Source organism: Pseudomonas sp. SZ57 (assembly GCF_009495975.1).
Lineage (GTDB): Bacteria > Pseudomonadota > Gammaproteobacteria > Pseudomonadales > Pseudomonadaceae > Aquipseudomonas > Aquipseudomonas syringae.
Map to the genome: position 1 here is coordinate 173124 of NZ_WIBD01000020.1, position 20955 is coordinate 194078.

At 58.2% G+C, this 20955-nt stretch carries 20 protein-coding genes; 6 read left to right on the top strand and 14 right to left on the bottom strand.

The genetic code is table 11. From position 1 onward, the window contains the following. The first annotated feature begins 95 nt into the window (after window positions 1-95). Complete coding sequence (rarD, locus tag GE543_RS18545; RefSeq protein ID WP_003417740.1) at window positions 96-980, top strand: EamA family transporter RarD; 885 nt, start codon at window positions 96-98, stop codon at window positions 978-980. Window positions 981-983: 3 nt separating this feature from the next. On the opposite strand, the gene zapE is transcribed toward rarD, so the two are convergent. Then, on the bottom strand, window positions 984-2099 hold the full coding sequence (gene zapE, locus GE543_RS18550; protein WP_004410979.1) for a cell division protein ZapE: 1116 nt from the start codon (window positions 2097-2099) through the stop codon (window positions 984-986). Window positions 2100-2196: 97 nt separating this feature from the next. Then, window positions 2197-3642 carry a SulP family inorganic anion transporter gene (locus tag GE543_RS18555; RefSeq protein ID WP_153222095.1) on the bottom strand — a complete coding sequence of 482 codons (1446 nt, stop codon included), beginning with the start codon at window positions 3640-3642 and terminating at the stop codon, window positions 2197-2199. A 143-nt stretch (window positions 3643-3785) separates the two neighbouring features. Here GE543_RS18555 and ampC point away from each other — a divergent pair, with 143 nt between their 5' ends. Further along, complete coding sequence (gene ampC / locus GE543_RS18560) at window positions 3786-4955, top strand: class C beta-lactamase (RefSeq protein ID WP_153222096.1); 1170 nt, start codon at window positions 3786-3788, stop codon at window positions 4953-4955. On the opposite strand, the gene GE543_RS18565 is transcribed toward ampC, so the two are convergent. From GE543_RS18565 to GE543_RS18620, 12 genes are all read right to left on the bottom strand, one after another. Further along, on the bottom strand, window positions 4932-5648 hold the full coding sequence (locus tag GE543_RS18565; protein ID WP_103688965.1) for a M24 family metallopeptidase: 717 nt from the start codon (window positions 5646-5648) through the stop codon (window positions 4932-4934). The two genes, ampC and GE543_RS18565, sit on opposite strands and share 24 nt — an antisense overlap. Window positions 5649-5720: 72 nt before the next feature. Continuing rightward, window positions 5721-6635, bottom strand: coding sequence for an alpha/beta fold hydrolase (locus GE543_RS18570; protein WP_256664776.1), 915 nt, complete (start codon window positions 6633-6635; stop codon window positions 5721-5723). Continuing rightward, complete coding sequence (locus tag GE543_RS18575; RefSeq protein ID WP_153222097.1) at window positions 6632-7906, bottom strand: ATP-grasp domain-containing protein; 1275 nt, start codon at window positions 7904-7906, stop codon at window positions 6632-6634. Before GE543_RS18575 ends, GE543_RS18570 begins: the two co-directional genes overlap by 4 nt. After that, on the bottom strand, window positions 7903-8835 hold the full coding sequence (locus tag GE543_RS18580) for an alpha/beta hydrolase (RefSeq protein ID WP_153222098.1): 933 nt from the start codon (window positions 8833-8835) through the stop codon (window positions 7903-7905). Before GE543_RS18580 ends, GE543_RS18575 begins: the two co-directional genes overlap by 4 nt. An 18-nt stretch (window positions 8836-8853) precedes the next feature. After that, entirely contained in the window at window positions 8854-10137 is a 1284-nt protein-coding gene (locus GE543_RS18585) for an MFS transporter (protein ID WP_004410992.1), read from the bottom strand. 57 nt (window positions 10138-10194) lie between these two features. Next, window positions 10195-11163: a 50S ribosomal protein L11 methyltransferase gene (locus tag GE543_RS18590; RefSeq protein WP_153222099.1), complete on the bottom strand. Its 969-nt coding sequence runs from the start codon at window positions 11161-11163 to the stop codon at window positions 10195-10197. 48 nt (window positions 11164-11211) lie between these two features. After that, the gene (locus GE543_RS27980) at window positions 11212-11508 is read right to left on the bottom strand and encodes a Rieske 2Fe-2S domain-containing protein (RefSeq protein WP_046237247.1); all 297 of its coding nucleotides are present in this window, start codon (window positions 11506-11508) and stop codon (window positions 11212-11214) included. Beyond that, window positions 11489-12886 carry an iron-containing redox enzyme family protein gene (locus GE543_RS18600; protein WP_256664777.1) on the bottom strand — a complete coding sequence of 466 codons (1398 nt, stop codon included), beginning with the start codon at window positions 12884-12886 and terminating at the stop codon, window positions 11489-11491. The genes GE543_RS27980 and GE543_RS18600 overlap by 20 nt, the downstream gene beginning before the upstream one ends. 182 nt (window positions 12887-13068) lie before the next feature. Continuing rightward, entirely contained in the window at window positions 13069-13353 is a 285-nt protein-coding gene (locus GE543_RS18605) for an Ada metal-binding domain-containing protein (RefSeq protein WP_153222100.1), read from the bottom strand. 11 nt (window positions 13354-13364) lie between these two features. After that, window positions 13365-14516: a bifunctional DNA-binding transcriptional regulator/O6-methylguanine-DNA methyltransferase Ada gene (gene ada, locus GE543_RS18610; protein WP_046237249.1), complete on the bottom strand. Its 1152-nt coding sequence runs from the start codon at window positions 14514-14516 to the stop codon at window positions 13365-13367. Between the two features lie 70 nt (window positions 14517-14586). Next, the gene (locus GE543_RS18615) at window positions 14587-15252 is read right to left on the bottom strand and encodes a DNA-3-methyladenine glycosylase (protein WP_153222109.1); all 666 of its coding nucleotides are present in this window, start codon (window positions 15250-15252) and stop codon (window positions 14587-14589) included. Between the two features lie 140 nt (window positions 15253-15392). Next, entirely contained in the window at window positions 15393-16109 is a 717-nt protein-coding gene (locus GE543_RS18620) for a 2OG-Fe(II) oxygenase (RefSeq protein ID WP_153222101.1), read from the bottom strand. A gap of 232 nt (window positions 16110-16341) precedes the next feature. Between GE543_RS18620 and efeU the strand changes: the two genes are divergently transcribed. Genes efeU through efeO (GE543_RS18640) form a run of 4 tightly spaced genes read left to right on the top strand, consistent with a single transcriptional unit; the run spans window position 16342 to window position 20612 of the window. After that, window positions 16342-17196 carry an iron uptake transporter permease EfeU gene (efeU, locus tag GE543_RS18625; RefSeq protein ID WP_153222102.1) on the top strand — a complete coding sequence of 285 codons (855 nt, stop codon included), beginning with the start codon at window positions 16342-16344 and terminating at the stop codon, window positions 17194-17196. Between the two features lie 8 nt (window positions 17197-17204). Further along, on the top strand, window positions 17205-18416 hold the full coding sequence (gene efeO, locus GE543_RS18630; protein WP_153222103.1) for an iron uptake system protein EfeO: 1212 nt from the start codon (window positions 17205-17207) through the stop codon (window positions 18414-18416). A 19-nt stretch (window positions 18417-18435) separates the two neighbouring features. Further along, on the top strand, window positions 18436-19758 hold the full coding sequence (gene efeB, locus GE543_RS18635) for an iron uptake transporter deferrochelatase/peroxidase subunit (protein ID WP_153222104.1): 1323 nt from the start codon (window positions 18436-18438) through the stop codon (window positions 19756-19758). 29 nt (window positions 19759-19787) lie between these two features. After that, window positions 19788-20612, top strand: a complete 825-nt coding sequence (efeO, locus tag GE543_RS18640; protein WP_003417764.1) for an iron uptake system protein EfeO — start codon at window positions 19788-19790, stop codon at window positions 20610-20612. The last annotated feature ends 343 nt before the right edge of the window (window positions 20613-20955 follow it).

The window sequence follows — 20955 nt, forward strand, 5'->3', positions numbered from 1 at the left end:
AAATCCGAGCTTTTTGCGACCCTGCACACTAAACTAGCCTCCGCGCGCACCAGACAGGTGCGCAATCTGTCGATTCAGCTGTTGCGGAGGCCGTTGTGTACAAAGGTGTGGTGCTGTCGGTCCTGGCGTCAACGCTGTTCGGGGTCATGTATTTCTATACGTCACTGATGGCCCCGCTCGACGGTGAAGAAATCTTTGGCTGGCGCATGCTGCTCACCGTGCCCTGCGCGACGCTGTTCATGCTGGTCAGCGGTGACTGGCGGCGAGTCCGCGAAGTGGCTGTCCGGCTCAGGCAGCAACCGCTGCTGATCTTCGCGCTGCTGCTGTCTTCGGTGCTGCTCGGTGCGCAGTTGCTGATCTTCATGTGGGCGCCGCTGCACGGGCGCAGTCTGGAGGTATCGCTGGGCTATTTCCTGCTGCCGCTGAGCATGATTCTCACCGGCCGCGTGGTGTATGGCGAGCACCTCTCCTACCTGCAGAAAGTCGCTGCGGTGTTTGCCCTGATCGGCGTGGCGCATGAGCTGTGGCGGCTGGGCAGTTTCTCCTGGGAAACCCTGCTGGTCGCGGGCGGCTATCCGCTGTACTTCGTGCTGCGTCGCAAGCTCAAGACCGATCACCTCGGCGGGCTCTGGTTCGACATGCTGCTGATGCTGCCCATCGGCCTGTGGTTCATCGCCCACGGCCATCCGCAGGCCATTCAGCAGGCACCGCTGTTGTACCTGCTGATTCCGCTGCTCGGGGTGATCAGTGCCTCGGCGCTGGTCAGTTACATTCTTGCCAGCCGCCTGCTGCCGTTCAGCCTGTTCGGGCTGCTCAGTTATGTCGAGCCGATCCTGCTGGTCGGCGTCGCCCTGCTGCTGGGCGAAAGTATCAGTCGCGATGAATGGCTGACGTACCTGCCGATCTGGCTGGCCGTGGTGGTCCTGATGATCGAAGGCGCCAAGCATATGCTGGCCCAGCGACGCCGGGACGCGAGCTGAGCGTCAGGACTCGGTGAAACGCTCCAGCTGCATTTCCTGAAGCCGACTGAGGGTGCGCCGGAAGGCAAACGACAGGTAGCCCTCGGTGTACAGCTCGTCCATCGGCACCGGCGCTTCGACATACAGCGGAATGCGCCGGTCATAGCACTCGTCGACCAGCGCGATGAAACGGCGCACGCCGTCATCGTTGGGCGACAACTGCGGCAGCTCGCGATCGCCTGCGGTCACCTGCTCGACGCCATCCTCGGTGCCGCGGGCAATTTTCGCTTCGCGCTGCGCGGCCCCCAGCAGCGGCACCTCGCTGAGCAGAATCACCGAAAAACGATCACACAAGGCGATGAAATCCATGGCCGCCAGCGGCTGTTCGCAAAGGTCGCGATAGCGGCACCACACGGCCGTGTCGGAATGCTGAACCACATTGATGCTGCGATAACCGAGCATGACCTGCGAATCGTGGACCGGCTGATCCGCGCTCAACGCGTCGAAGATGCCCTGCAAGGCACTGGGTCGACCGGCTTCGGCAATCCAGTAGCGCTGATGCAGTTGCCCGGGGTGCAGCCGGTGATCCTCGCCGCCGTCGACGGCCACGACATCCATGTACTTGAGAATGGCCGCAACCGCTGGCAGAAAGCGCTCGCGATTGTGGCCATGGCTGTATAACTGCTCCGGTGGCTGGTTGGACGTGCAGACCAGCACCACGCCCTCTTCGAACATCACCTGCAGCAACCCGCCGAGGATCACCGCGTCGCCGATATCGGTGACGAACAGCTCATCGAAACACATCACCCGTACGTCACGCGCCAGCTCCCTGGCGACCACGGTCAGCGGCTGGGAAGTGCCCATCAACTCGAACATGCGTTTGTGCACCCAACGCATAAAGTGATGAAAATGCTGACGCCGGGCCGGTACGCTCAGGCTCTCGAAAAAGCGGTCCATCAGCCAGGTCTTGCCACGCCCGACCGGTCCCCACAGATAAACGCCGCGGGCCCGACCGCGAGCGTCGGCCAGCCCCTCGTAACACGCCTGCAATTGCCGGGCGGCCTGCAACTGCGCCTGATCGGGCTGAAAACCCCGCTGGACGGCACGTTCGTAGGCTTGCAGAGGAGAGACGGCATCCATCAGGCACACACCCTTCGCTATCGGAGAAAAGACATCCAGCCTATACGAGGCTGCGCCGCGCAACGCAACTCATCAACTCAACTCAACTCAACTCAACTCAGGCATGCTGCACGCCGGCACGCTTGAGCAGTCGCTTGCAGCGCTCGGACAGGTGGACCACACGCAGATGCTTGCCCGCCTTGGCGTAGCGTTCGCGCAGGGTTTTGAGCGCAGCGATGGCCGAGTAATCGACAAAGCTCAGGTGGCGGCAATCCAGTGTCACCTGCGCCGGGTCTTTGGCCGGGTTGAACTGGTCGAGAAACGGTGTGGTCGAGGCGAAGAACAGCGTGCCATGCAGGTGGTAGACCTTGCTGCCGTCGGCTTCGACATGGCTGTCGGCGTACAGCTCGCGAGCCTGCTGCCAAGCGAAATTGATTGCTGCAATGATAATCCCGAACAGCACTGCGGTGGCCAAATCGGTCAGCACCGTGACCACGGTCACGGCAATGATCGCCAGGACGTCGTTGACCGGCACCTTACGCAGCACGCGCAGCGAAGCCCAGGCAAAGGTCTGCTGGGCGACCACGAACATCACCCCGACCAGCGCCGCCAATGGAATACGCTCGATCAGCGGCGAGAGGAACAGCACGAACATCAGGATCATCAACCCCGCGACCACACCCGACAGACGACCACGGCCGCCAGAACTCAGGTTGATCACGGTCTGGCCGATCATCGCGCAGCCGCCCATGCCGCCGAAGGCACCGGAGACCACGTTGGCAGCACCCAGTGCCACGCACTCGCGATCCGGATAACCACGGGTTTCGGTGATCTCGTCGGTCAGGTTCAAGGTCAGCAGGGTTTCCAGCAGACCGACCAGCGCCATCAGGATCGCGTAAGGCGCGATGATGCGCAGCGTCTCCAGATTCCACGGAATGTCCGGCATGGCGAATACCGGCAAGCCACCAGCAATGTGCGCCATGTCGCCCAGGGTGCGGGTCGGCAGGCCAAGCAGGTAGACCGCCAGCCCGACGCTGAGGATGGCCACCAGCGCTGGCGGCGCAACGCGGGTCAGGCGTGGCAACAGGTAGACAATCGCCATGGTCAGCGCCACCAGCCCGAGCATCACGTACAGCGGCGTACCGCTGAGCCATGATTCACCCACTTTGAAGTGTTCCAGTTGCGCCATCGCGATGACGATCGCCAGGCCGTTGACGAAGCCCAGCATCACCGGATACGGCACCAGCCGCACCAGTTTGCCGAGCCGCAGCAAGCCGAACAGGATCATGATCAGACCGCCCAGCAATACGGTCGCCAGCAAATACTGCACGCCCTGCTGAACCACCAGCGCGACGATCACCACGGCCATGGAACCGGCCGCACCGGACACCATGCCCGGACGCCCGCCGAACAGCGCAGTCAGGGTACAGATGATGAACGCACCGTAGAGCCCCATCAGCGGATTGAGATGGGCCACCAGCGCAAAGGCGATGCACTCGGGCACCAATGCAAAAGATGTGGTGAGGCCTGCCAGGACTTCGGCACGTATACGGATCGTTTTCATGGGTTACCTGAGCGGCGCTCCGTGGAAGAAGCGCAAAAAAGGGGGCATATTACGCAAACCTTTGACGACCGACCACCACGGCAGGGCTTCCATGGAGGCGCTCTGATGATCGGCACGGACCTGAAACAACAAGGAGTAAACCGATGCAATGGAATGGAACGCTGCTTTGCACAGGACTTCTGCTGGCCAGTGCGGTGGCTGTTGCCGACGACGACACAGCGGCTGTCGACGCATTTGTGCAGGCAGAAGCCAGCAAAGTGATGCAGGAAAATCACATTGCGGGCCTGTCGATCGCCGTTACTCGCCAGGGCAAACAGCAGTTCTACACCTACGGCGTCGCGTCAAAAGCCACCGGCCAGCCAGTGACCCGCGATACGCTGTTTGAACTTGGCTCGATCAGCAAGACCTTCACCGCCACCCTCGCTACCTGGGCACAGGCCAATGGGCAGCTGTCGCTGACGCAAAGCATCGACAGCTATATTCCGCAGTTGCAGGCCACGCGGCTGGGCAAGGTGCCGGTTTTCCATCTGGGCACCCACACGGCTGGCGGCTTCCCGCTTCAGGTGCCGGATAACGTGCAGAACACCCGCCAGTTGATGGAATATTTCAAGGCCTGGCAGCCCGAATATCTGCCCGGCACCCATCGCACCTACGCCAACCCCAGTGTGGGCCTGCTCGGCATGGTTGCGGCACGCAGCATGAAGCTGCCGTACGAAAAAGCCCTGCAGCAGCGGCTTTTTCCGGCGCTGGGTCTGAGTAACACCTATATCGATGTACCCGATGAAAAACAGGCGCTGTATGCGCAGGGCTACAACAAACTCGACGAGCCGGTCAGGGTCAATCCAGGTCCGCTGGCGGCGGAAGCCTACGGGGTGAAATCGAGTACCCGGGACGTACTGCGTTTTATCGAAGCGAACATCGGCCTCGGTCAAAACGACGCCGCGCTGCAAAAAGCCCTGCGCGACACTCGGACCGGCTACTTCAAAGTCGGCGGCATGACTCAGGACCTGATCTGGGAGCAGTATCCGCTGCCGGTCCGTCTGGAGACGCTGCTTGAGGGCAATGCCAGCGCCATGCTGAACACGGTCAAAGCCGAAATGATCGAGCCGCCGCAGGCAGCGCAATCTTCGGTCTGGGTCAACAAGACCGGATCAACCAACGGTTTCGGCGGCTACGTGGCGTTCATTCCGGAAAAACAGCTCGGTATCGTGATTCTGGCCAACAAAAACTATCCGAATGAAGAGCGCGCAAAGCTGGCTTACCGGATTCTTGGCCAACTGCAGTGCTGTTCAGAGGAGCCGGGTACGCTCTGACGATTCGGCGAAATACTCGTCTTCCAGCAGCATGTCTTCAAAAAAGGCACCGTAGGTGTGATCAGGGTGCCTGATATGGATTTCCAATACCCATAACTGGCTGCTGGGTGTGAATTCGATATCGGCCATCGCACCTTTGTAGATCGCGGTATGCGGAAAGTCCGACAACCTGTGGCCATCAAGGTCCATATTCAACTCCCAGCCACGCCGCTCACTGGCTTGGGCAGCAAAAAGGTAAAGGGCCTTGCCCGTTGCTCCAGTGGTCAGCCAATGCCGGCGTACTTCGTGGAATATCGCTTGTGAATCCTGCGCGCAACGAGCCTTCCCGATATCAGTGCCGGTCACGAACGTTTGCCCGCCATCGCCCTCGAAGCCCTGCCAGGTCGGGCCGATATCAATAAAGAAAATGTCGTCTTCGCCAAGTACGACTCCGACGTCGGAGGGGGCACCGAAAGTCTTGATGGTGTTGCTTGCGAAGCGGACAAATACCCCATGCCATCCGCGAAGCATTTCCCGTTCTGCAAGCACATGTTTGGCCAGCTCAAGCGCTTGTTCTTCAATCATACCCGGCTTGATCAGCCCTGCTATTTCCATCACCGCGTCACGCGTCATGTTGCGGACCCTCATCATGTTGCTTGCGTTGTAATGCGCGCCGACGGCTTCCAGAGCATTACGATCATGCAGATTGAGCATGGGAGTTACCTCAATTGAGAGCGAATGGGTTTCAAAGGGGGTGTTGACCACTACAGCCCAATGGAGCGGCGGTTATCCGTTGCAACCTGACGTGCGGCGGCAATGTGCTCTCAAAAGGCTCAGAACCCGTTCGTTCTCCTCGATAAAAGAAAACGAACCGCTGCGTTCAAGAAATTCAAGTTCGACACAGCCCTGCTCGAACTCGCGTTGCAAATCGGGATAAAGTGCGCGGTCATGACGGCCGGCCAATACTTTTACAGGCACCGAAATTTCTTTGAGACGCGGCCTGAAATCAGGAATGCTCAACAACTGGCCGCCGATGTCGAAATCGACATCCTTGCCACAAAACACCGGATAGAGTTCTGTATTGCGCGCTCCCGGTTCGGTCAGCAGCCTGCTGGCGTTTTCCGGGTTGTAAAACCTTACAAGCGCAGTCGCCCTGCCGAACAACGCTTGCATCTCTGGCGACGTAGACACCTCCCCCTGCGCGCGTATTCGTTGTATGGCCGCCCACACTTCAGGCAACTGACACCTGATCACGTGGTTGATGTTGTCGTGATTCTTCTGCCACATCTGCGGGCTGTGCAGGGAGTTGCACAGCAGTAGGGAGCGCACGCTGAAGGGCTCATCCAGCGTGACTTGCAGGCTGATCAACCCACCATAGGAAAACCCGAACAGATGGGCGCCGTCCGGGCATAGCTGTTTTATCAGCGCTTTTACATCAAGCACATCTTCAGTAAAGGTGATGTCCGTGAGGCTACCTGGCCGATCGGAGCGACCTCGGCCATAAAGGTCGACGTAGATCACCCGAAAATCTCTGTGCAGGTCGTCAAAGTGTGGATGAAAGATCGCATGTGAACCGGCCGGCCCCAGACCAGCCAGCAACACCAGAGGCTCGCCCTCCCCGCACTGCTCGACCCAAAGCCTTTTACCCCTGACCTCGCAGAGAGTGCCCGGTGCATGCTGGATACAGACTTGTCCGGTCATGCAGCCCCCTGCTCAAGGCTCTGAAATACTGCTTTTTCAGCCTGTCGAACGGCAATGACATCTTCTTCCAACTGCCTGGGATCGCTGTGGGCCAGCACGACAAATCCGAGTGCCAGCGTGGCAAACAGATCCCGAGTCGCAGGGACTGCCTGCTGATCCTGAACCTGAATACTGGTATCCAGACAGGAGGAAAGCTGCGCAAGTGCATGCAGCCTGGCCACCCCTCTGACCACTGAGGGTGCCAATGCCCTGAAAAACACTACAGTCATGTTCTTGAGCAGGGTATAGCGCCGACCAGGCACGATGCTGTGTGCAAAGTAATTGACTGAACGGTGAATCTGACTGTCTCCCGTTGCCTGAAAACAAAGCCGCGGGTGCCCTCCGCCGTGGGGTCTGGCCCCCACTTCGACCAAGCGCAAACCGTCGCGGGTCTGCATGATTTCAATATGAGCATTGCCCCAGTGAATGCCCAGCGCATTCAAAACCTCCTGCGCATAGTCCATCAGCGGCTCTACCACGGCATCCTCCGGGCTGACCCAATCCATTCGGTCGTAGATGGCCATGCCGGTTGCATGTTCCAGCTTGGTGTATTTGCAGACACTGCAGAGCGTGTGCGTGCCGCCGTGGCTGAATGTATCGACAACGTACTCTGTACCTGACAGGTACTCCTGAATCAGTACCCGGTCGTTGATGATTCCCAGCCGATTGGGCTGACCGAGCAAAGCATCGAATGCCTGCTTGAGGCCAGACTCGTCATCCACTCTGACAACGCCGTCGGTACTGGCACTTTTAGGAGGTTTGACTACCAGACTGCGGCCTGCAAGTCCGCTGCGCAGCAGCCAGTCCTGCACGAGGGAAAAATCATCCGTACATATCTGTTTCATCATCGCCACGCCAGACTCGACCGCAGCCTGCGCCATCACACCCTTATCCCGCCTGGCGGCTGCCAGATCAACCGTGTTTGCGCACTCGGGGACCAGTAACGGAGCCAGTTGTTCGGCAAGCTCCACGCCGGATTCGCAGCCGGCAAGTACACAGAGCGGCAGGTAGTTACGCAACGTGTCAAGCAACGGGCCAAGGTCTTCGCTATCGGCGACGCAGACCCGCTCGAAGTCTGAGGGTCGATAAGAAGCGGCGTAGACATCCGGCGGTTCTACTGACGAGAGAACCGCAATGACCTTGCAGCCAGACGACTCAAACTCCCTGGCAAACAGGCTGCCGGACGAATACGGGTCCACGATGACCACATAGCGTTGCGCGACCGGGCTCATGATGCCGCTCCCAGCATCTCGCCGATTTTCGCGCAGTAGCGGTCCCATGCATCCTGTACCGAGGGGCTCAAGGAGCGCGCCCGAATGGCGGCATGAACCATTCCGGGCTCGATCACCCACTCGACGTCGACCCCCTGCTCCTGCAACTTGTGCGCATACTGCTCGGCATCAATGGCCAGCGAGTCTTTTTCCGCCCCCATGATGTAGGCTTTGGGCAAACCCGCGAAATTGCCTGCTATCAGGGGCGAGATATAAGGGTGCGAAACGGTCTGGGCGTCCGGCGAATAACACGCGGTATAGAACTCCATTTCTCCACCTGTCAGCAATGGCGCGTCATCGCCTCCCTCTTGCCACCGTGTGAAGTCCAGCACCGGACTGATCAAAGCCTGACCAGCAAGTTCTGGACCGTTGCGATCACGGCACATCATGGCGATGACCACGGCCATATTCGCCCCCGAGCTGTCTCCTGCGATGACAATGCGTCTGGGGTCGATTCCAAGAAGCGCGGCGTTTTCGCAGGCGTAGACCAACGCCGCATAGCAATCTTCGAGCGCCCCGGGAAAGGGATGCTCCGGGGCGAGTCTGAAATCGACCGCCATAACCTTTACCGAAGCCTTGGAAGCGATCTCGGCAGCAGCACTGTGGTGCGTGTCCAGGGAGCCGACCACGAAACCGCCACCCCTGATGTAGATGACCAGACCTGCATGGAGTGTCTGCGCCGGCTCATAAAACCGGAATCGCGTGGGCAACTGGCGATGGATCACATCCTGCTCGCTCCAGCTCACGTCAGCCGGAACGTCGTAAGGAAACTCGACCACAAGGCTCTGATACAAGCGGCGTTGTTCATCCAGCGGATACGTATAGAAATCAGGCGGCATGACTGCGTTGCAGCGCCCCACAAACTCTTCAATACCAGGTGCGTAACTCATCGACGATTCTCCAGCAGGTTAGTGGGTGACATCCGCGTTCACTGCCTGATTCGGTGCGCGTAGATCGGCCAGAATCCCTCGCCGTACGAGCGGCAACAGACACAGAGCAGTTCCTATCCCACCGAACCAGAGCGTCCATTCGAGCCCTGCATACGTGATGATCAGAGAGGTCAAGACGCTGCCCATGGGAATCGCTCCCCAGATCATGAAGCGCTGTACCGAATTCACTCTGCCCAGCAGCGTCAGAGGCGTTTCGGTCTGCCTCAGTGTCAATGAAGTGGGGCCAAATACGCCTTCGCCCAGACCATGCAGAACGCTGGCAGCAATCAGCCCTGCAATAGAACCCGCGGCACCGAAGACGGCAATCAGGAACAGACCGCAGACCGAGGTCGCCGCAGCGATAACCAGCGTGCGCGAAATACCGAAGTGGTTCATCAACCGCGACGAGATTAGATTAGCCACCGGAAAACCTGCCGCTGCGGCACCGATTACCAGGCCGATAGTGCCGGGAGACAGCATCAGAACATCTTTGCAATACAGCACAAGGCTGGTTTCTATGATGGTCAGAAACAGCACATACACGGCACCGCATAAAAACACCGGCTCAAGTTTCGGGTGCGAAAAGACAAATCTCAGTCCGGCCTTTATATCGGACATGATCGACATTCTTACCGGTGCGACCTCGGCTCGATCCAGGTCAGTTCTCTGATGGCGAATCGCGCCCAGCGTGAGCGCCGAGACCAGAAAAGAACCTCCATTGAGCAAAATGGCTAACGGCGGCGCAAACACGGCAATGACGGGCCCTGCGGCCATGGGTCCGAGCGTTCGAGCGATCGACTCGGAAAAAAACAGCTTGGCGTTGCCTTTCTGAAGCTCACTGGCCCTGGAATAGAGTTCAGGGAGAAACGAGTTATAGGCCACCTGAAAGAACACAGTGGCCACCCCCGCACAGAACACCAAAACCATCAGCAAGGGAAAGGTCATCCAGCCTTGCATCGAGAGCAATGCGATGCTTGCATACACGACCATCTGAACCAGATCAGCCAGTATCATTGTCTTGCGCTTGGGCAGGCGGTCCACCCACGCACCGACCGGCAGCCCGAAGAAAAGAAAGGGTACAAACATCAGAAACGGCAACAACACCGCCTGCGCCGCCGATGCACCGACCACTTGCACGGCCAGCAGCGGAAGTCCGATAACCAGAAACTGATTACCCAACAGACTTAACGATTGACCCGACCATAATAAATTGAAATTCCTGTGCGCAGCGTGCTGCACCGGATCTGTTGTTTCAGCGTCCATACCGCATCTCCTGACTCATGGGAACGGGCCGCGCCTTGATTGGGGCAGCCGGGTGCCTCAACCGGCAATCGTGCGCAGCGCACCCGTTGAAAGGCTGTCGCCGAACTGCACACCACTGCAATCGATGGAGAAAGGCACTTGATAATCCTGCCCCTGCCGGACATAGACCGGACTGTCGAACAATTGAACGGCCTGCATCCAGTGAGAGCGACTGTTATGAGGATCGTTGGACAGACAGTTATCGTCCTTCAGGTACAGGTCGAACCAGAAAACAACACCATGCGCCACCGCGTTGGCATCTGCGGTAAAAGTCATTTCTGACGCCATATCAAAAGAGACACGGCCCTCAAACCTGGCGCTGTAAAACTCGACCGGATCGCTGATCAGCTGGTGAGGCCAGGTCTGTAGACGAACCGGAAAATAGCCAGCAGTTTTGAATTGATTGAAAGCGCTGACATCCAGCCCATAAATATCGTCGTGCACACCGTTCAGATTCGCTACGTCCTGGCTCGATAGCAGACAGGCATTCAACGTGACGGCGCGAGGAATCACCTCAGCGTCCGGTTTCAACAACTCGCGTTTGGCATGCAACAGGGCCATACCGAAACCTTCGCCAAAAAAACCGCAGTCAACCGTTTCGGAAATCATGACTTCGATGTGCCGAGGCACGTCGACACCTGACAAAAGGTCCGTAGACATTTTATTAATGACCGTCACCTGCTGTTCCAGCCCGTTGGCGCGAATGATTTCCCGTGCCTTGTCGGCCACGCGTGTATTGAACTCGCAGGTGTAAACATGCCTGGCCCCTTTGCGAGCGATCAGCATGGCGAGCAATCCCGACCCGGTGCCTATATCCAGAACGGTTTTACCGGAAAAGTCTGTTGCTTCAATGGCCTCGTAAAACGCTTGGTTACGCTGGTGGTCATTCAACATCGCGAAGTGCCAGCGAGGAATACTGGTGACCCTATGAGGGGGCTCGCCCACGGCGGGGGAAGTAAAAACGGGTGTACTGTTTACACTCAACATTTCATCTCTCCGAAGATAATAATGATCGTCTTTCCATGCCGCACTTGATCAAACGTTCTGTATGAGGCGTTGAAAATCCTGAAGGCCGACCCACACAGCGCCCCTGTTTTGCACGTAGGGAATATCCAGATAAGGAATCCGGCATTTTCTGGTTTTCCTGCCATGCCAGGGGCAGGTCACCGACTCCTCATCCTCACTGCCATGCGTCAAAGGCCCGCCCCGGTGCTGGCACGTCATATCCTTGAACGTAATCTCTCCGTGCTCTCCACGTCGCATCTGAATGTATTTGAGCGCCGTTTTTATAACCGTGTCGTGACCTGAGCTTTCAAAGGCTATAAGTTGCATAGTGGCGATAATCCCCAATAGAAAGAATTCGGTACTTGCAAGACTCGGAAAGCACCAATGCACCGTGCAGTCTGTTTTTGGCAATAACCACACACTCGCCAGGTCCCAGATCGCTGAAGCAGTCAGGGCCATGGCAAAACCTCAGCAGGCCTTCATCCACGATGCAGAACTCATCGCCGTCATGCACATGAGGAACGGAAAGTTCGCCTTTTGGCTCGTCAAGGTGAGTCACGGGTATCGTGTGAATACTGGCCAGTACTGCGGCTTTGATATCCATGCCCAGTTGTCGATACTGCGCACGCTTGTCCATCCATGTTATTTGCGCACACAGATCATCTTCCATGATCTGTTGCAGGGCGCAGGCCATTTCGATGCCCTTGACAAACTCGGGATATACACAAGCACCGTACTTCTCTGCCAGCGGCAACAACAGCTCATTCAACGTCATGGACCCGTGGTAGCCGTCGATATGAACATGCTCGGTGTAATAGCGCGTGTCGGCGTCTGAAAAGCAGCGTTGCAGCAGTGCCTTGACACGTCCGCAGTAAGGACCGAATGAGTTTTCCGCATAGGTGATTGCGCCGACGTATTCAAAAAACCGTTCGGGGCTGCGCGTCAGCATATGAAAGTAGTTGTTATTGAGCAGAGAAGCATTCAGATAAAAATTCCAGTACGCATGTGAATGATCCTGGAGGCCGACAGATTTCAATGTTTCCTTGAACAGCGTGCTGTGTTTGGCAGCATGTCTGCCGTAGCCAAACTCATCCAGCAGCACACGGAACAAAGCCGATTGCGCTTCGCCGAAATCACCTTTCACAAACCGGGCCATGTGCGATGACTCGGGCAGGAAGTCTACGGCGTGCTGCATCAGCAGAAGACGCACCAGTACGGCCTGATCGGTGGCGTTTTCTATGAGGCTGATCGAATCGTTACCGGCGGAGGATGAAGGTTCCAGCCTGTTCGCCAGGTAGCGCTTGAACAACACACTGTCCCACTCTCCACCGACAGTCACTTCGTCCTGCAACGCGCCCAATACCCGGTGCTCCAGTTCAGGAATCAAGGTGGCGGCCAGTGCTCTGAGCGGGTCGCTGTAAGACGTCTTGAGGGCAGAAACAATATTTTCCGACGTGTCTGGCAAGTAGAAAAAATCTTGTTCATACAGTGCAGTCAATGCCCGGTTCATCGTAAAGGATGAAGCGTCAAATAATGTCGTTCGGGAAACAGGTTCAAAACTCAAATACGCGAATGCCTGGGGCCGAAGTGGTCTTTTCCATACGCTGTTTTTTTCAACCCAGGAAACACCATCTTTGTAGAGGTGTATGTCCTTTAAGCGAGCCATATGATCGTCGAAGTCGTATACAGACAATGCAGATTCCATTGCAATACTCCCAAGCCATTAGGTGCGGTCGATTAGATCAGGCAATCCATTACTTGCTTTCACACGTACGACAGCGCCAAGGCGCTCTAATACGTTCCGCTCGACGGCGCTAACAGAAGAAGTAGCAGGCGGGACAATCACTTTATTTCAGGATGATACGAGGAACACCCCGTTTCTTGCTTTCACATTATCTTGGCAATCGAAAGTTTCATGTTCGACCTGCTTTCCGATTTCCAGTGTCGATACTCGGCAGCCATGCACCTGCCACAGGGGCGAAAACCGGCAGAAATAGCTGTCGGCTCGTCAATAAAAAAGACCCGGTGCTGCCTGTAACCTCCCTTGCTCAACGCCAGAAGCGCGGCGGGACAATTCAGACGACCGTATATCTTGCTTCGTCGATGCCCTCCCAACCGACCCGGCTCGCGGCTCAGAAAGGGTTCACCCTGTGCATCCACGAGCTTCCACATTGATGTGCACCTCAGACCTTGCACTTGGCAAAAGTGGTGTCATCGTGCTCCTGGCCGTTGTCCAGTCGAAAATCTTCAGCCTTATCCTGGAATTCAAGCTCAAGCAATTTGCGCTTGCGCTCGACACCCCAACGATAACCGGATAAAGACCCGTCGCTGCGCACGACACGATGGCAGGGAATGGCAACTGCCAGCTTGTTGGCACCGCACGCGTTGGCGACCGCCCGTACCGCGCTCGGCATACCTATTCTGGCGGCGATATCGGTGTAGGTTGCAGTCGATCCGGCAGGTATATCCCTGAGCGCCTGCCATACCCGCTCCTGAAAAACCGTGCCACGAATATCGAGCGGTAGCGCCAGGCCGGTCGCGGGTGATTCGACAAACCCCACCACCTCGGCGACCAGTTGTTCAAACTCTTCATCCCCGCCGATCAGATTGGCATTGGGGTACTGATCCTGAAACCTTTCGACCAGAACATTCGGGTCATCCCCCAGTGAAATGGCGCAGATACCCTTGGTACTTCTGGCCACCAGAATCGAGCCCAGTGAACTTTCACCCAATGCAAACCTGATATCGACATTGGCCCCGCCTGCCCGATATTCGGAAGGTTTCATACCCAGCATTTTCTGCGAAGCCTCATAGAATCGGCTATTGGAGTTGAAACCTGCTTCATACAGCGCACTGGTGATGGTCACATCGTGAGAGAGCTGGACTTTCACTCGCGAGCGTAAGGAAGCGACGCTATAGGCTTTCGGCGTCAACCCCGTAAGTTTCTTGAAGGTGCGGTGAAAATGAAAACTGCTCATTCCGACCTTTTCCGCAAGGTCGCTGAGGTTTGGCACCGAGTCGAACGTGTCGATCAGCCTGCAGGCTTCGGAAACCGCCGCCGCATGCTTGATTGCCACGCTTTCCTGATCACTGTTGCCGCGCATGGACGGGCGAAAACCAGCGGCTTCAGCCTCGCCCTCTGTATCAAAGAATACGACGTTTTCCGGCTTGGGAAGCTTGGTCGGGCTGCACGGCTTGCAATAGATACCCGTCGTCACCACGCCATAGACAAAATCAGCGCCGATTCCCGAACGGCGGTTGATCAGAACATTCCAGCGCGGATCGTCTTCGGTCCGTGGAGCGTGCTCTGCGACTCGATTCTCTGTGCTTTCCATGGTAGTACCCCGCCTTGAGTTTCCATGAACATATCGTCAACCGAACCCATTGGCACTCCGACTCTTGCTTTCAAATTCGAAATGGGGCGCTTTCGACCAAATCGATAGGCACACGCCAAAGATACCAGGCCGCAACCGTTCTGAACGGTGCGAACCGTTCAGCCATAGCGGCCATCTCTTTATGACCTGGCTTGAGCTCGAGAGCATACAGCCGTCGGTAGCCTTCGCACACGCCATAGTCGCTGGCTGGCATCACATCCATCTGCCCCAGACCGTAGATAAGCATCATTTCCACGGTCCAGCGGCCGACACCCGGCAACTGGACAAGACGAGCGACCAGTTCCTCATTGCTCATGGCCAGTGCATCACTGATATCAGGGACCAGCCCATTGCTCCTTGCAACAGCAATAGCCTTGATTGCGCGGCACTTGGACGCCGAGAAACCGCAGGACCGCAGTGTCTGTTCATCCAGATCGATCAACGCCTGCGCAGCCGGGAAGGCGATGTCTGGAAACAGGGCCCGCAGCCTCATGACTATCGCGTCGCCCGCCTTGGCATGTAACTGCTGATAGGCGACAGCCTTGATCAGTGCCTGAAATGGATCCTGCGCGGAAGTGACCGGGTGCAGGCAGGGACCGACGTGATTGATAAGCAACTCCCAGCGCCTGTCGATGGCCTTGAGCCGCTCGACTGCATGGGCGTGTGGCGCATCAGCCCTATCCGATTCTGGTGACATGGTGTTTTCCAAAGCGAAAGATATGAGCCGAGGGAAAGCTCAATGTGAGTGAGCCGTCGCAGTTTCTGCAAATGATCGCGTTATGCTCCAGCCCCAGCAACCACGCAGCCCTCCTGATCAGGTTCGCGCGGCGACCTGCATCATTGCGCATCGTGAAAGATAACGCCCAAAGTGAAGCGACTCCCCGTGAGAACCTCACTGACGCCATGCCGGGCGAAAACCGAGTAGAAACCCCGCCCCCCCTTCACCGGGCGCCGGTTAACGGCAAATATCACCGCGTCACCGGCCTCCAGAGGCACGACGCTGACTCTCGACTGCATTCTGGGCCGCTGTTCGGTGATGACAAACTCGCCACCCGAGAACGCCTCGTGCGGTGGCGACAACAAAACAGCCATCTGCAAAGGGAATAAAGTGTCGCCATACACATCCCGATGCAGGCAGTTATAGTCCCCCGCGCCGTAACGCAGTAGCAAGGGAGTGGGTCGGGTCTGACCAGCGGCGTGGCATTGGTCGAGGAATGATGAGTGCTGCTCGGGGTATCGGTGTTCGAATCCGAGATTCTCGTTCCAGCAGTTGGCCAGAGGCACAAGGCGACGATAAATATCAGACCTGAGTGCCGCAACAGGCTCGGGCAGCGGGTACGCGAAATACTTGTATTGTCCCGCGCCGAAACCGTGCCGCCTCATATCGATGCATGACCTGAACAAATGTTCCTGAGGGTACGACTCAGCGATGCGCGCGCAGGTGTCCGCTCGCAACAAGCCTGAAAAGACCGTAAACCCATGGTCGTTGATACGTCGCAGATGCTGGGTCCAGTTTTCCGAATCGAGCCTTGATTGCAGCGTAGGGTCGAGCATTGGCGTCCTTCCTTAAATGGCATGCTTTACCCTACGCACACCCTGGGCGCAGCGCCTCCCGTTTATTGCTCCTGAATTCTTCGCTGAACCTAACCTGAACGACCTGCCAAAAACACAAAGCCGATAAAAAACAACTACCCGCATTCAAGAATGAGTATCATTATGTTACGCAGTGTTTCCGGCCTACGACCCGCTGAGACACGTTCACCCTACAGCTTTGACCCGGTGAGATATGCTCGTTCCCTTTTTGATCATGCTGCGCGAAGGCATCGAAGCCGCGCTTATCGTTGGCATTATCGCCAGTTACCTGAAGCAGACCGGCCGCGGCGAGTGGATGCCTGCGGTGTGGATCGGCGTATTTCTGGCTGCCGCGCTGTCGCTGTTCGTCGGTGGCGGGCTTGAGTTGATGAGCGCCGAGTTTCCGCAGAAGCAGCAGGAACTGTTCGAAGGCATCGTCGGCCTGATCGCGGTCGGCATTCTCAGCTCCATGGTGTTCTGGATGCGCAAGGTCGCACGGTCGATCAAACATGCGCTGCACGAATCACTCGACGCTGCCCTCACCGGCTCGAAAAACCAGACCTACGCGCTGATCGCCATGGTGTTTTTCGCCGTGGCCCGCGAAGGCCTGGAAACCGTGTTCTTTCTGCTCGCCGTATTCCAGCAGAGCGAAGGCTCCGGCGCGCCATTGGGCGCCCTGCTCGGCCTGTTGCTGGCAGTCGCTTTCGGCGTGGCCATCTACAGCGGCAGCATGCGCCTCAACCTGAGCCTGTTTTTCCGCTGGACCGGGTTGTTCATTCTGGTAGTGGCAGCGGGCATTCTCGCCAACTCCGTTCAGGCACTGCATGAAGCCGGGGTCTGGAATCACCTGCAGGAAGTGGTTTTCGACATCAGTGCGCTGCTGCCGATGGACGGCCCTGCCGGTTCGGTACTGGCGGGCATGTTCGGTTACCAGGACGCGCCGACGGTCAGCACCCTGAGTGCCTACCTGATTTACCTGATCGGGGCGCTGCTGCTGTTCTTCAAGCCGCACACCCCGACCGCTGGCAAGGTCATGCAGCCAAACACATCTTCTGTTACGAACGAATAAGGGCCTCCATGTCTAACCGTCCCTCAGGGCCTTCCGGGAAAGCCCGGCCGCCCCGTGTCCTGCAATTGGCAGTCGCCGGCTCAGTGATCCTGATGATCGCCGCAGGCGGGCTGTTCTACTACGCCTCGCAGGTTGCGGCGAAAAAGCGCGCGGCCAATGCCGGTACTGAAACCGTGGTCAATATCCACGCCCACAACTGCGAACCGAACGCCTTGACGGTCGCCGCGGGCAACAACGCCTTCCGCATCGTCAACCGCTCGGAGCGCGCCGTCGAATGGGAAATCCTCGATGGCGTGCTGGTGATTGAAGAACGGGAAAACATCGCGCCAGGTCTGAGCCAGGTGATCAATGCCAACCTGGCACCCGGCGATTACGCGATTACCTGCGGTCTGCTGAGTAATCCGCGCGGCACCTTGCACGTCACGCCGACGGCAGAGTCCGACGCCAAGGCCAAGGCGCGTCCGTCCATGACCGCCTTCATCGGGCCGCTCTCCGAGTACCGCGTGTACCTGAGCCTGCAGAGCTCGGCGCTGATCAAGGCAGTGACGGCTCTGCAACAGGCCATTGATGCCGGCGACCTGAGCGCTGCTCAAGCGGCCTATCTGCCCGCCCGCGCCGCTTACCAGCGCATTGCACCGGCTGCACAGCGCCTGGCCGAGCTGGACAATGCGATCAATGCCCGCGCCGACTATTACGAGAAACGTGAACAGGACCCCGGCTTCGGCGGCTTTCATCGCATTGAATACGGCCTTTACGAGCAACACAGTGTCGAGGGCCTGGCGCCGGTCGCACAGCGTCTGCAAACCGATGTCACCCAGCTCAAGCAACAGTTGATGGCGCAATCGCTGGCGCCCGAACAACTGGCGGCCATTGCCACGCGCACACTGCGCAGCCTGGCTGATGTGCGCAGCAACGGCGAAGAGGAACGCTACAGCCACAGAGACCTCAACGGCTTTGCTGCCAATCTGGACGGCACCCGCAAGATCGTCGACCTGCTGCGGCCGTTGCTGGCCCGCAGTGCGGGCGATCTGTTGCAAAAGATCGACGCAGCCATGGCTGATCTGGACACCACGCTCGATGCGTTGAGCAGCGCCGATGGCGGCGTGCGCCCCTACGATCAAGTGGATGAGGCGCAGCGTCAGCAGATCGCCGCCAAGGCTGGCGCTCTGGCTGACGCACTCAATGGCATCGACCCGGCACTCGGCCTCTCCGGCCTTTGATTTACTGGAGCACAGCACGATGAAAAATCCGGACAGCAATCCAGAAACAAGCAACGCTCCGGCCTCCCTGCAACGCCGCCGCGTGCTGATGGGGCTTGGCGCTGCAGGGGCCGCGCTGGCTGGCAGCAGCCTGAGTGGCAACGTACTTGCCGCAGCACCTGCACAAGTCGCCGAAGCGCCGAACAGTGAGAAAACGCAGGACCACAACGAGTTTCACGGCCTGCATCAGAGCGGCATCGTCAACCCACGCCCTGCTGCGGGCATGCTGGTGGCATTCGATGTTTTGGCCGCAGACCGTGAGGACCTGGAACGTCTGTTTCGCACGCTGAACGAGCGCATCGCATTCCTGATGACCGGTGGCCCGGTGCCGGAGATCGATCCGAAACTGCCACCGCCGGACTCGGGCATTCTCGGTCCGGTGGTGACCCCGGACAACCTGACCATCACCGTGTCGGTGGGCGAGTCGCTGTTCGACGAGCGTTTTGGTCTGGCCCCGATCAAGCCGAAACGCTTGAGCCGCATGACCGGTTTCCCCAACGATGCGCTGGACCCGGCCAGTTGCCATGGCGACCTGAGCATCCAGTTCTGCGCCAACACCGCCGACAGCAACATCCATGCGCTACGCGACATCGTCAAGAACCTGCCCGACCTGCTGCTGGTGCGCTGGAAACAGGAAGGCACCGTGCCGCCCCAGGCACCGAAGAAACCCGGTCAGCCGCCGGAAAGCGCGCGCAACTTTCTGGGTTTCCGGGATGGCTCGGCGAACCCGGATTCCAACAACCAGAAGACCATGAACGAACTGGTCTGGGTGCAGCCGGGCAGCGACGAACCGGCCTGGTCCGCCAACGGCAGCTATCAGGCGGTGCGCATCATCCGCAACTTCGTCGAGCGCTGGGACCGCACGCCCTTGCAGGAGCAGGAGTCGATTTTCGGCCGCAGCAAAAGCACCGGCGCGCCCATGGACGGCAAAGTCGAGAGCGATGTGCCCAACTACGCAGCCGACCCGGAAGGCAAGAAAACCCGGCTGGATTCGCACATCCGCCTGGCCAACCCGCGTACTGCCGAAAGCCAGCGCAACCTGATCCTGCGCCGCCCGTTCAATTACTCCAACGGGGTGAACAAGAACGGTCAGCTGGACATGGGTCTGCTGTTCATCTGCTACCAGGCCGACCTGGAAAAAGGCTTCATTACGGTACAGAGCCGGCTTAACGGCGAGCCGCTGGAGGAATACCTCAAACCGGTCGGTGGCGGCTATTTCTTCACCCTGCCGGGGGTAACCGGCGACCAGGATTTCATCGGTCGCTCGCTGCTGGCGGCCGTATCGTCCACTCAAAACGCATGACCTATCCACTCCTGACCCGGAAGACCCTCATGAAAAAGACGCCCCTGGCTTTGCTCCTGACCCTTGGCCTGCTCCAGACTCCACTGGCGGCCTTCGCCGCCACCGCGCCGCTGGATCTGGTAGGCCCGGTGTCGGACTACAAGATTTACGTGACCGAGAACATCGAAGAACTGGTCAGCCACACCCAGAAATTCACCGATGCCGTGAAGAAAGGCGACATCGCGACAGCCAAGAAGCTCTACGCCCCAACCCGCGTGTACTACGAGTCGGTCGAGCCGATTGCCGAACTGTTCAGTGACCTGGACGCGTCCATCGACTCACGCGTCGACGATCATGAACAAGGCGTGACGGCGGAAGACTTCACCGGCTTCCATCGTCTGGAATATGCGCTGTTCTCGCAGAACACCACAAAAGATCAAGGCCCTATCGCCGACAAGCTGTTGAGCGACGTCAAGGACCTGGAAAAGCGCGTGGCCGACCTGACCTTCCCGCCGGAAAAAGTCGTCGGCGGCGCCGCAGCCCTGCTGGAAGAAGTGGCAGCGACCAAGATCTCCGGCGAAGAAGACCGTTACAGCCACACCGACCTGTATGACTTCCAGGGCAACATCGACGGCGCGAAGAAAATCGTCGACCTGTTCCGCCCGCAGATCGAACAGCAGGACAAGGCCTTCTCCAGCAAAGTCGACAAGAACTTCGCCACCGTGGACAAAATCCTCGCCAAGTACAAAACCAAGGACGGTGGCTTTGAAACCTACGACAAGGTCAAAGAAAACGACCGCAAAGCCCTGATCGGCCCGGTCAACACCCTGGCAGAAGACCTCTCGACCCTGCGCGGCAAACTGGGCCTGAACTGACCTGAAGCGCCGCGCCTGCCCAAGGTGCGGCTCTTTGCCCTGCCCGGTGGTTACTGCACCTGAGTGTGACGCGGAGCGTCACGAACTGCATTCCCACGCGGAGCGTGAGGAACGATAGTCATCAGATTCCGGGCCGTGCCTTTAGCCAAATCCAAATTGCTCTAAAGTGCTTTTCAACCGCGATGGCACTGACGACGCAAATTGCGACGTAAGTGACGGCTGAGTCCTGGCGCTGATACGGGGGTAGCCTGGCACGTTGCGGCGCCCCCCGGATCAGTGACAGGGCGAAGGAACCCGACGAAGTCGGGCCGGAAACGGAGCTGCGGGCTTTGCCTACATTGGC

What these genes read in the sequence shown, in the direction of transcription:
- GE543_RS18575 (WP_153222097.1), bottom strand. Translation starts at nt 7,906, where the DNA reads ATGAGCCCGGTCGCGCAACGCTATGTGGTCATCGTGGACCCGTATTCG.
- GE543_RS18580 (WP_153222098.1), bottom strand. Translation starts at nt 8,835, where the DNA reads ATGAGTTACGCACCTGGTATTGAAGAGTTTGTGGGGCGCTGCAACGCA.
- efeO (WP_003417764.1), top strand. Translation starts at nt 19,788, where the DNA reads ATGAAAAAGACGCCCCTGGCTTTGCTCCTGACCCTTGGCCTGCTCCAG.
- ada (WP_046237249.1), bottom strand. Translation starts at nt 14,516, where the DNA reads ATGGAAAGCACAGAGAATCGAGTCGCAGAGCACGCTCCACGGACCGAA.
- GE543_RS18570 (WP_256664776.1), bottom strand. Translation starts at nt 6,635, where the DNA reads ATGACCGGACAAGTCTGTATCCAGCATGCACCGGGCACTCTCTGCGAG.
- GE543_RS18590 (WP_153222099.1), bottom strand. Translation starts at nt 11,163, where the DNA reads ATGTTGAGTGTAAACAGTACACCCGTTTTTACTTCCCCCGCCGTGGGC.
- GE543_RS18600 (WP_256664777.1), bottom strand. Translation starts at nt 12,886, where the DNA reads ATGGAATCTGCATTGTCTGTATACGACTTCGACGATCATATGGCTCGC.
- GE543_RS18620 (WP_153222101.1), bottom strand. Translation starts at nt 16,109, where the DNA reads ATGCTCGACCCTACGCTGCAATCAAGGCTCGATTCGGAAAACTGGACC.
- ampC (WP_153222096.1), top strand. Translation starts at nt 3,786, where the DNA reads ATGCAATGGAATGGAACGCTGCTTTGCACAGGACTTCTGCTGGCCAGT.
- efeO (WP_153222103.1), top strand. Translation starts at nt 17,205, where the DNA reads ATGTCTAACCGTCCCTCAGGGCCTTCCGGGAAAGCCCGGCCGCCCCGT.
- efeB (WP_153222104.1), top strand. Translation starts at nt 18,436, where the DNA reads ATGAAAAATCCGGACAGCAATCCAGAAACAAGCAACGCTCCGGCCTCC.
- GE543_RS18565 (WP_103688965.1), bottom strand. Translation starts at nt 5,648, where the DNA reads ATGCTCAATCTGCATGATCGTAATGCTCTGGAAGCCGTCGGCGCGCAT.
- GE543_RS18585 (WP_004410992.1), bottom strand. Translation starts at nt 10,137, where the DNA reads ATGGACGCTGAAACAACAGATCCGGTGCAGCACGCTGCGCACAGGAAT.
- zapE (WP_004410979.1), bottom strand. Translation starts at nt 2,099, where the DNA reads ATGGATGCCGTCTCTCCTCTGCAAGCCTACGAACGTGCCGTCCAGCGG.
- GE543_RS18555 (WP_153222095.1), bottom strand. Translation starts at nt 3,642, where the DNA reads ATGAAAACGATCCGTATACGTGCCGAAGTCCTGGCAGGCCTCACCACA.
- GE543_RS18615 (WP_153222109.1), bottom strand. Translation starts at nt 15,252, where the DNA reads ATGTCACCAGAATCGGATAGGGCTGATGCGCCACACGCCCATGCAGTC.
- GE543_RS27980 (WP_046237247.1), bottom strand. Translation starts at nt 11,508, where the DNA reads ATGCAACTTATAGCCTTTGAAAGCTCAGGTCACGACACGGTTATAAAA.
- efeU (WP_153222102.1), top strand. Translation starts at nt 16,342, where the DNA reads ATGCTCGTTCCCTTTTTGATCATGCTGCGCGAAGGCATCGAAGCCGCG.
- GE543_RS18605 (WP_153222100.1), bottom strand. Translation starts at nt 13,353, where the DNA reads ATGTGGAAGCTCGTGGATGCACAGGGTGAACCCTTTCTGAGCCGCGAG.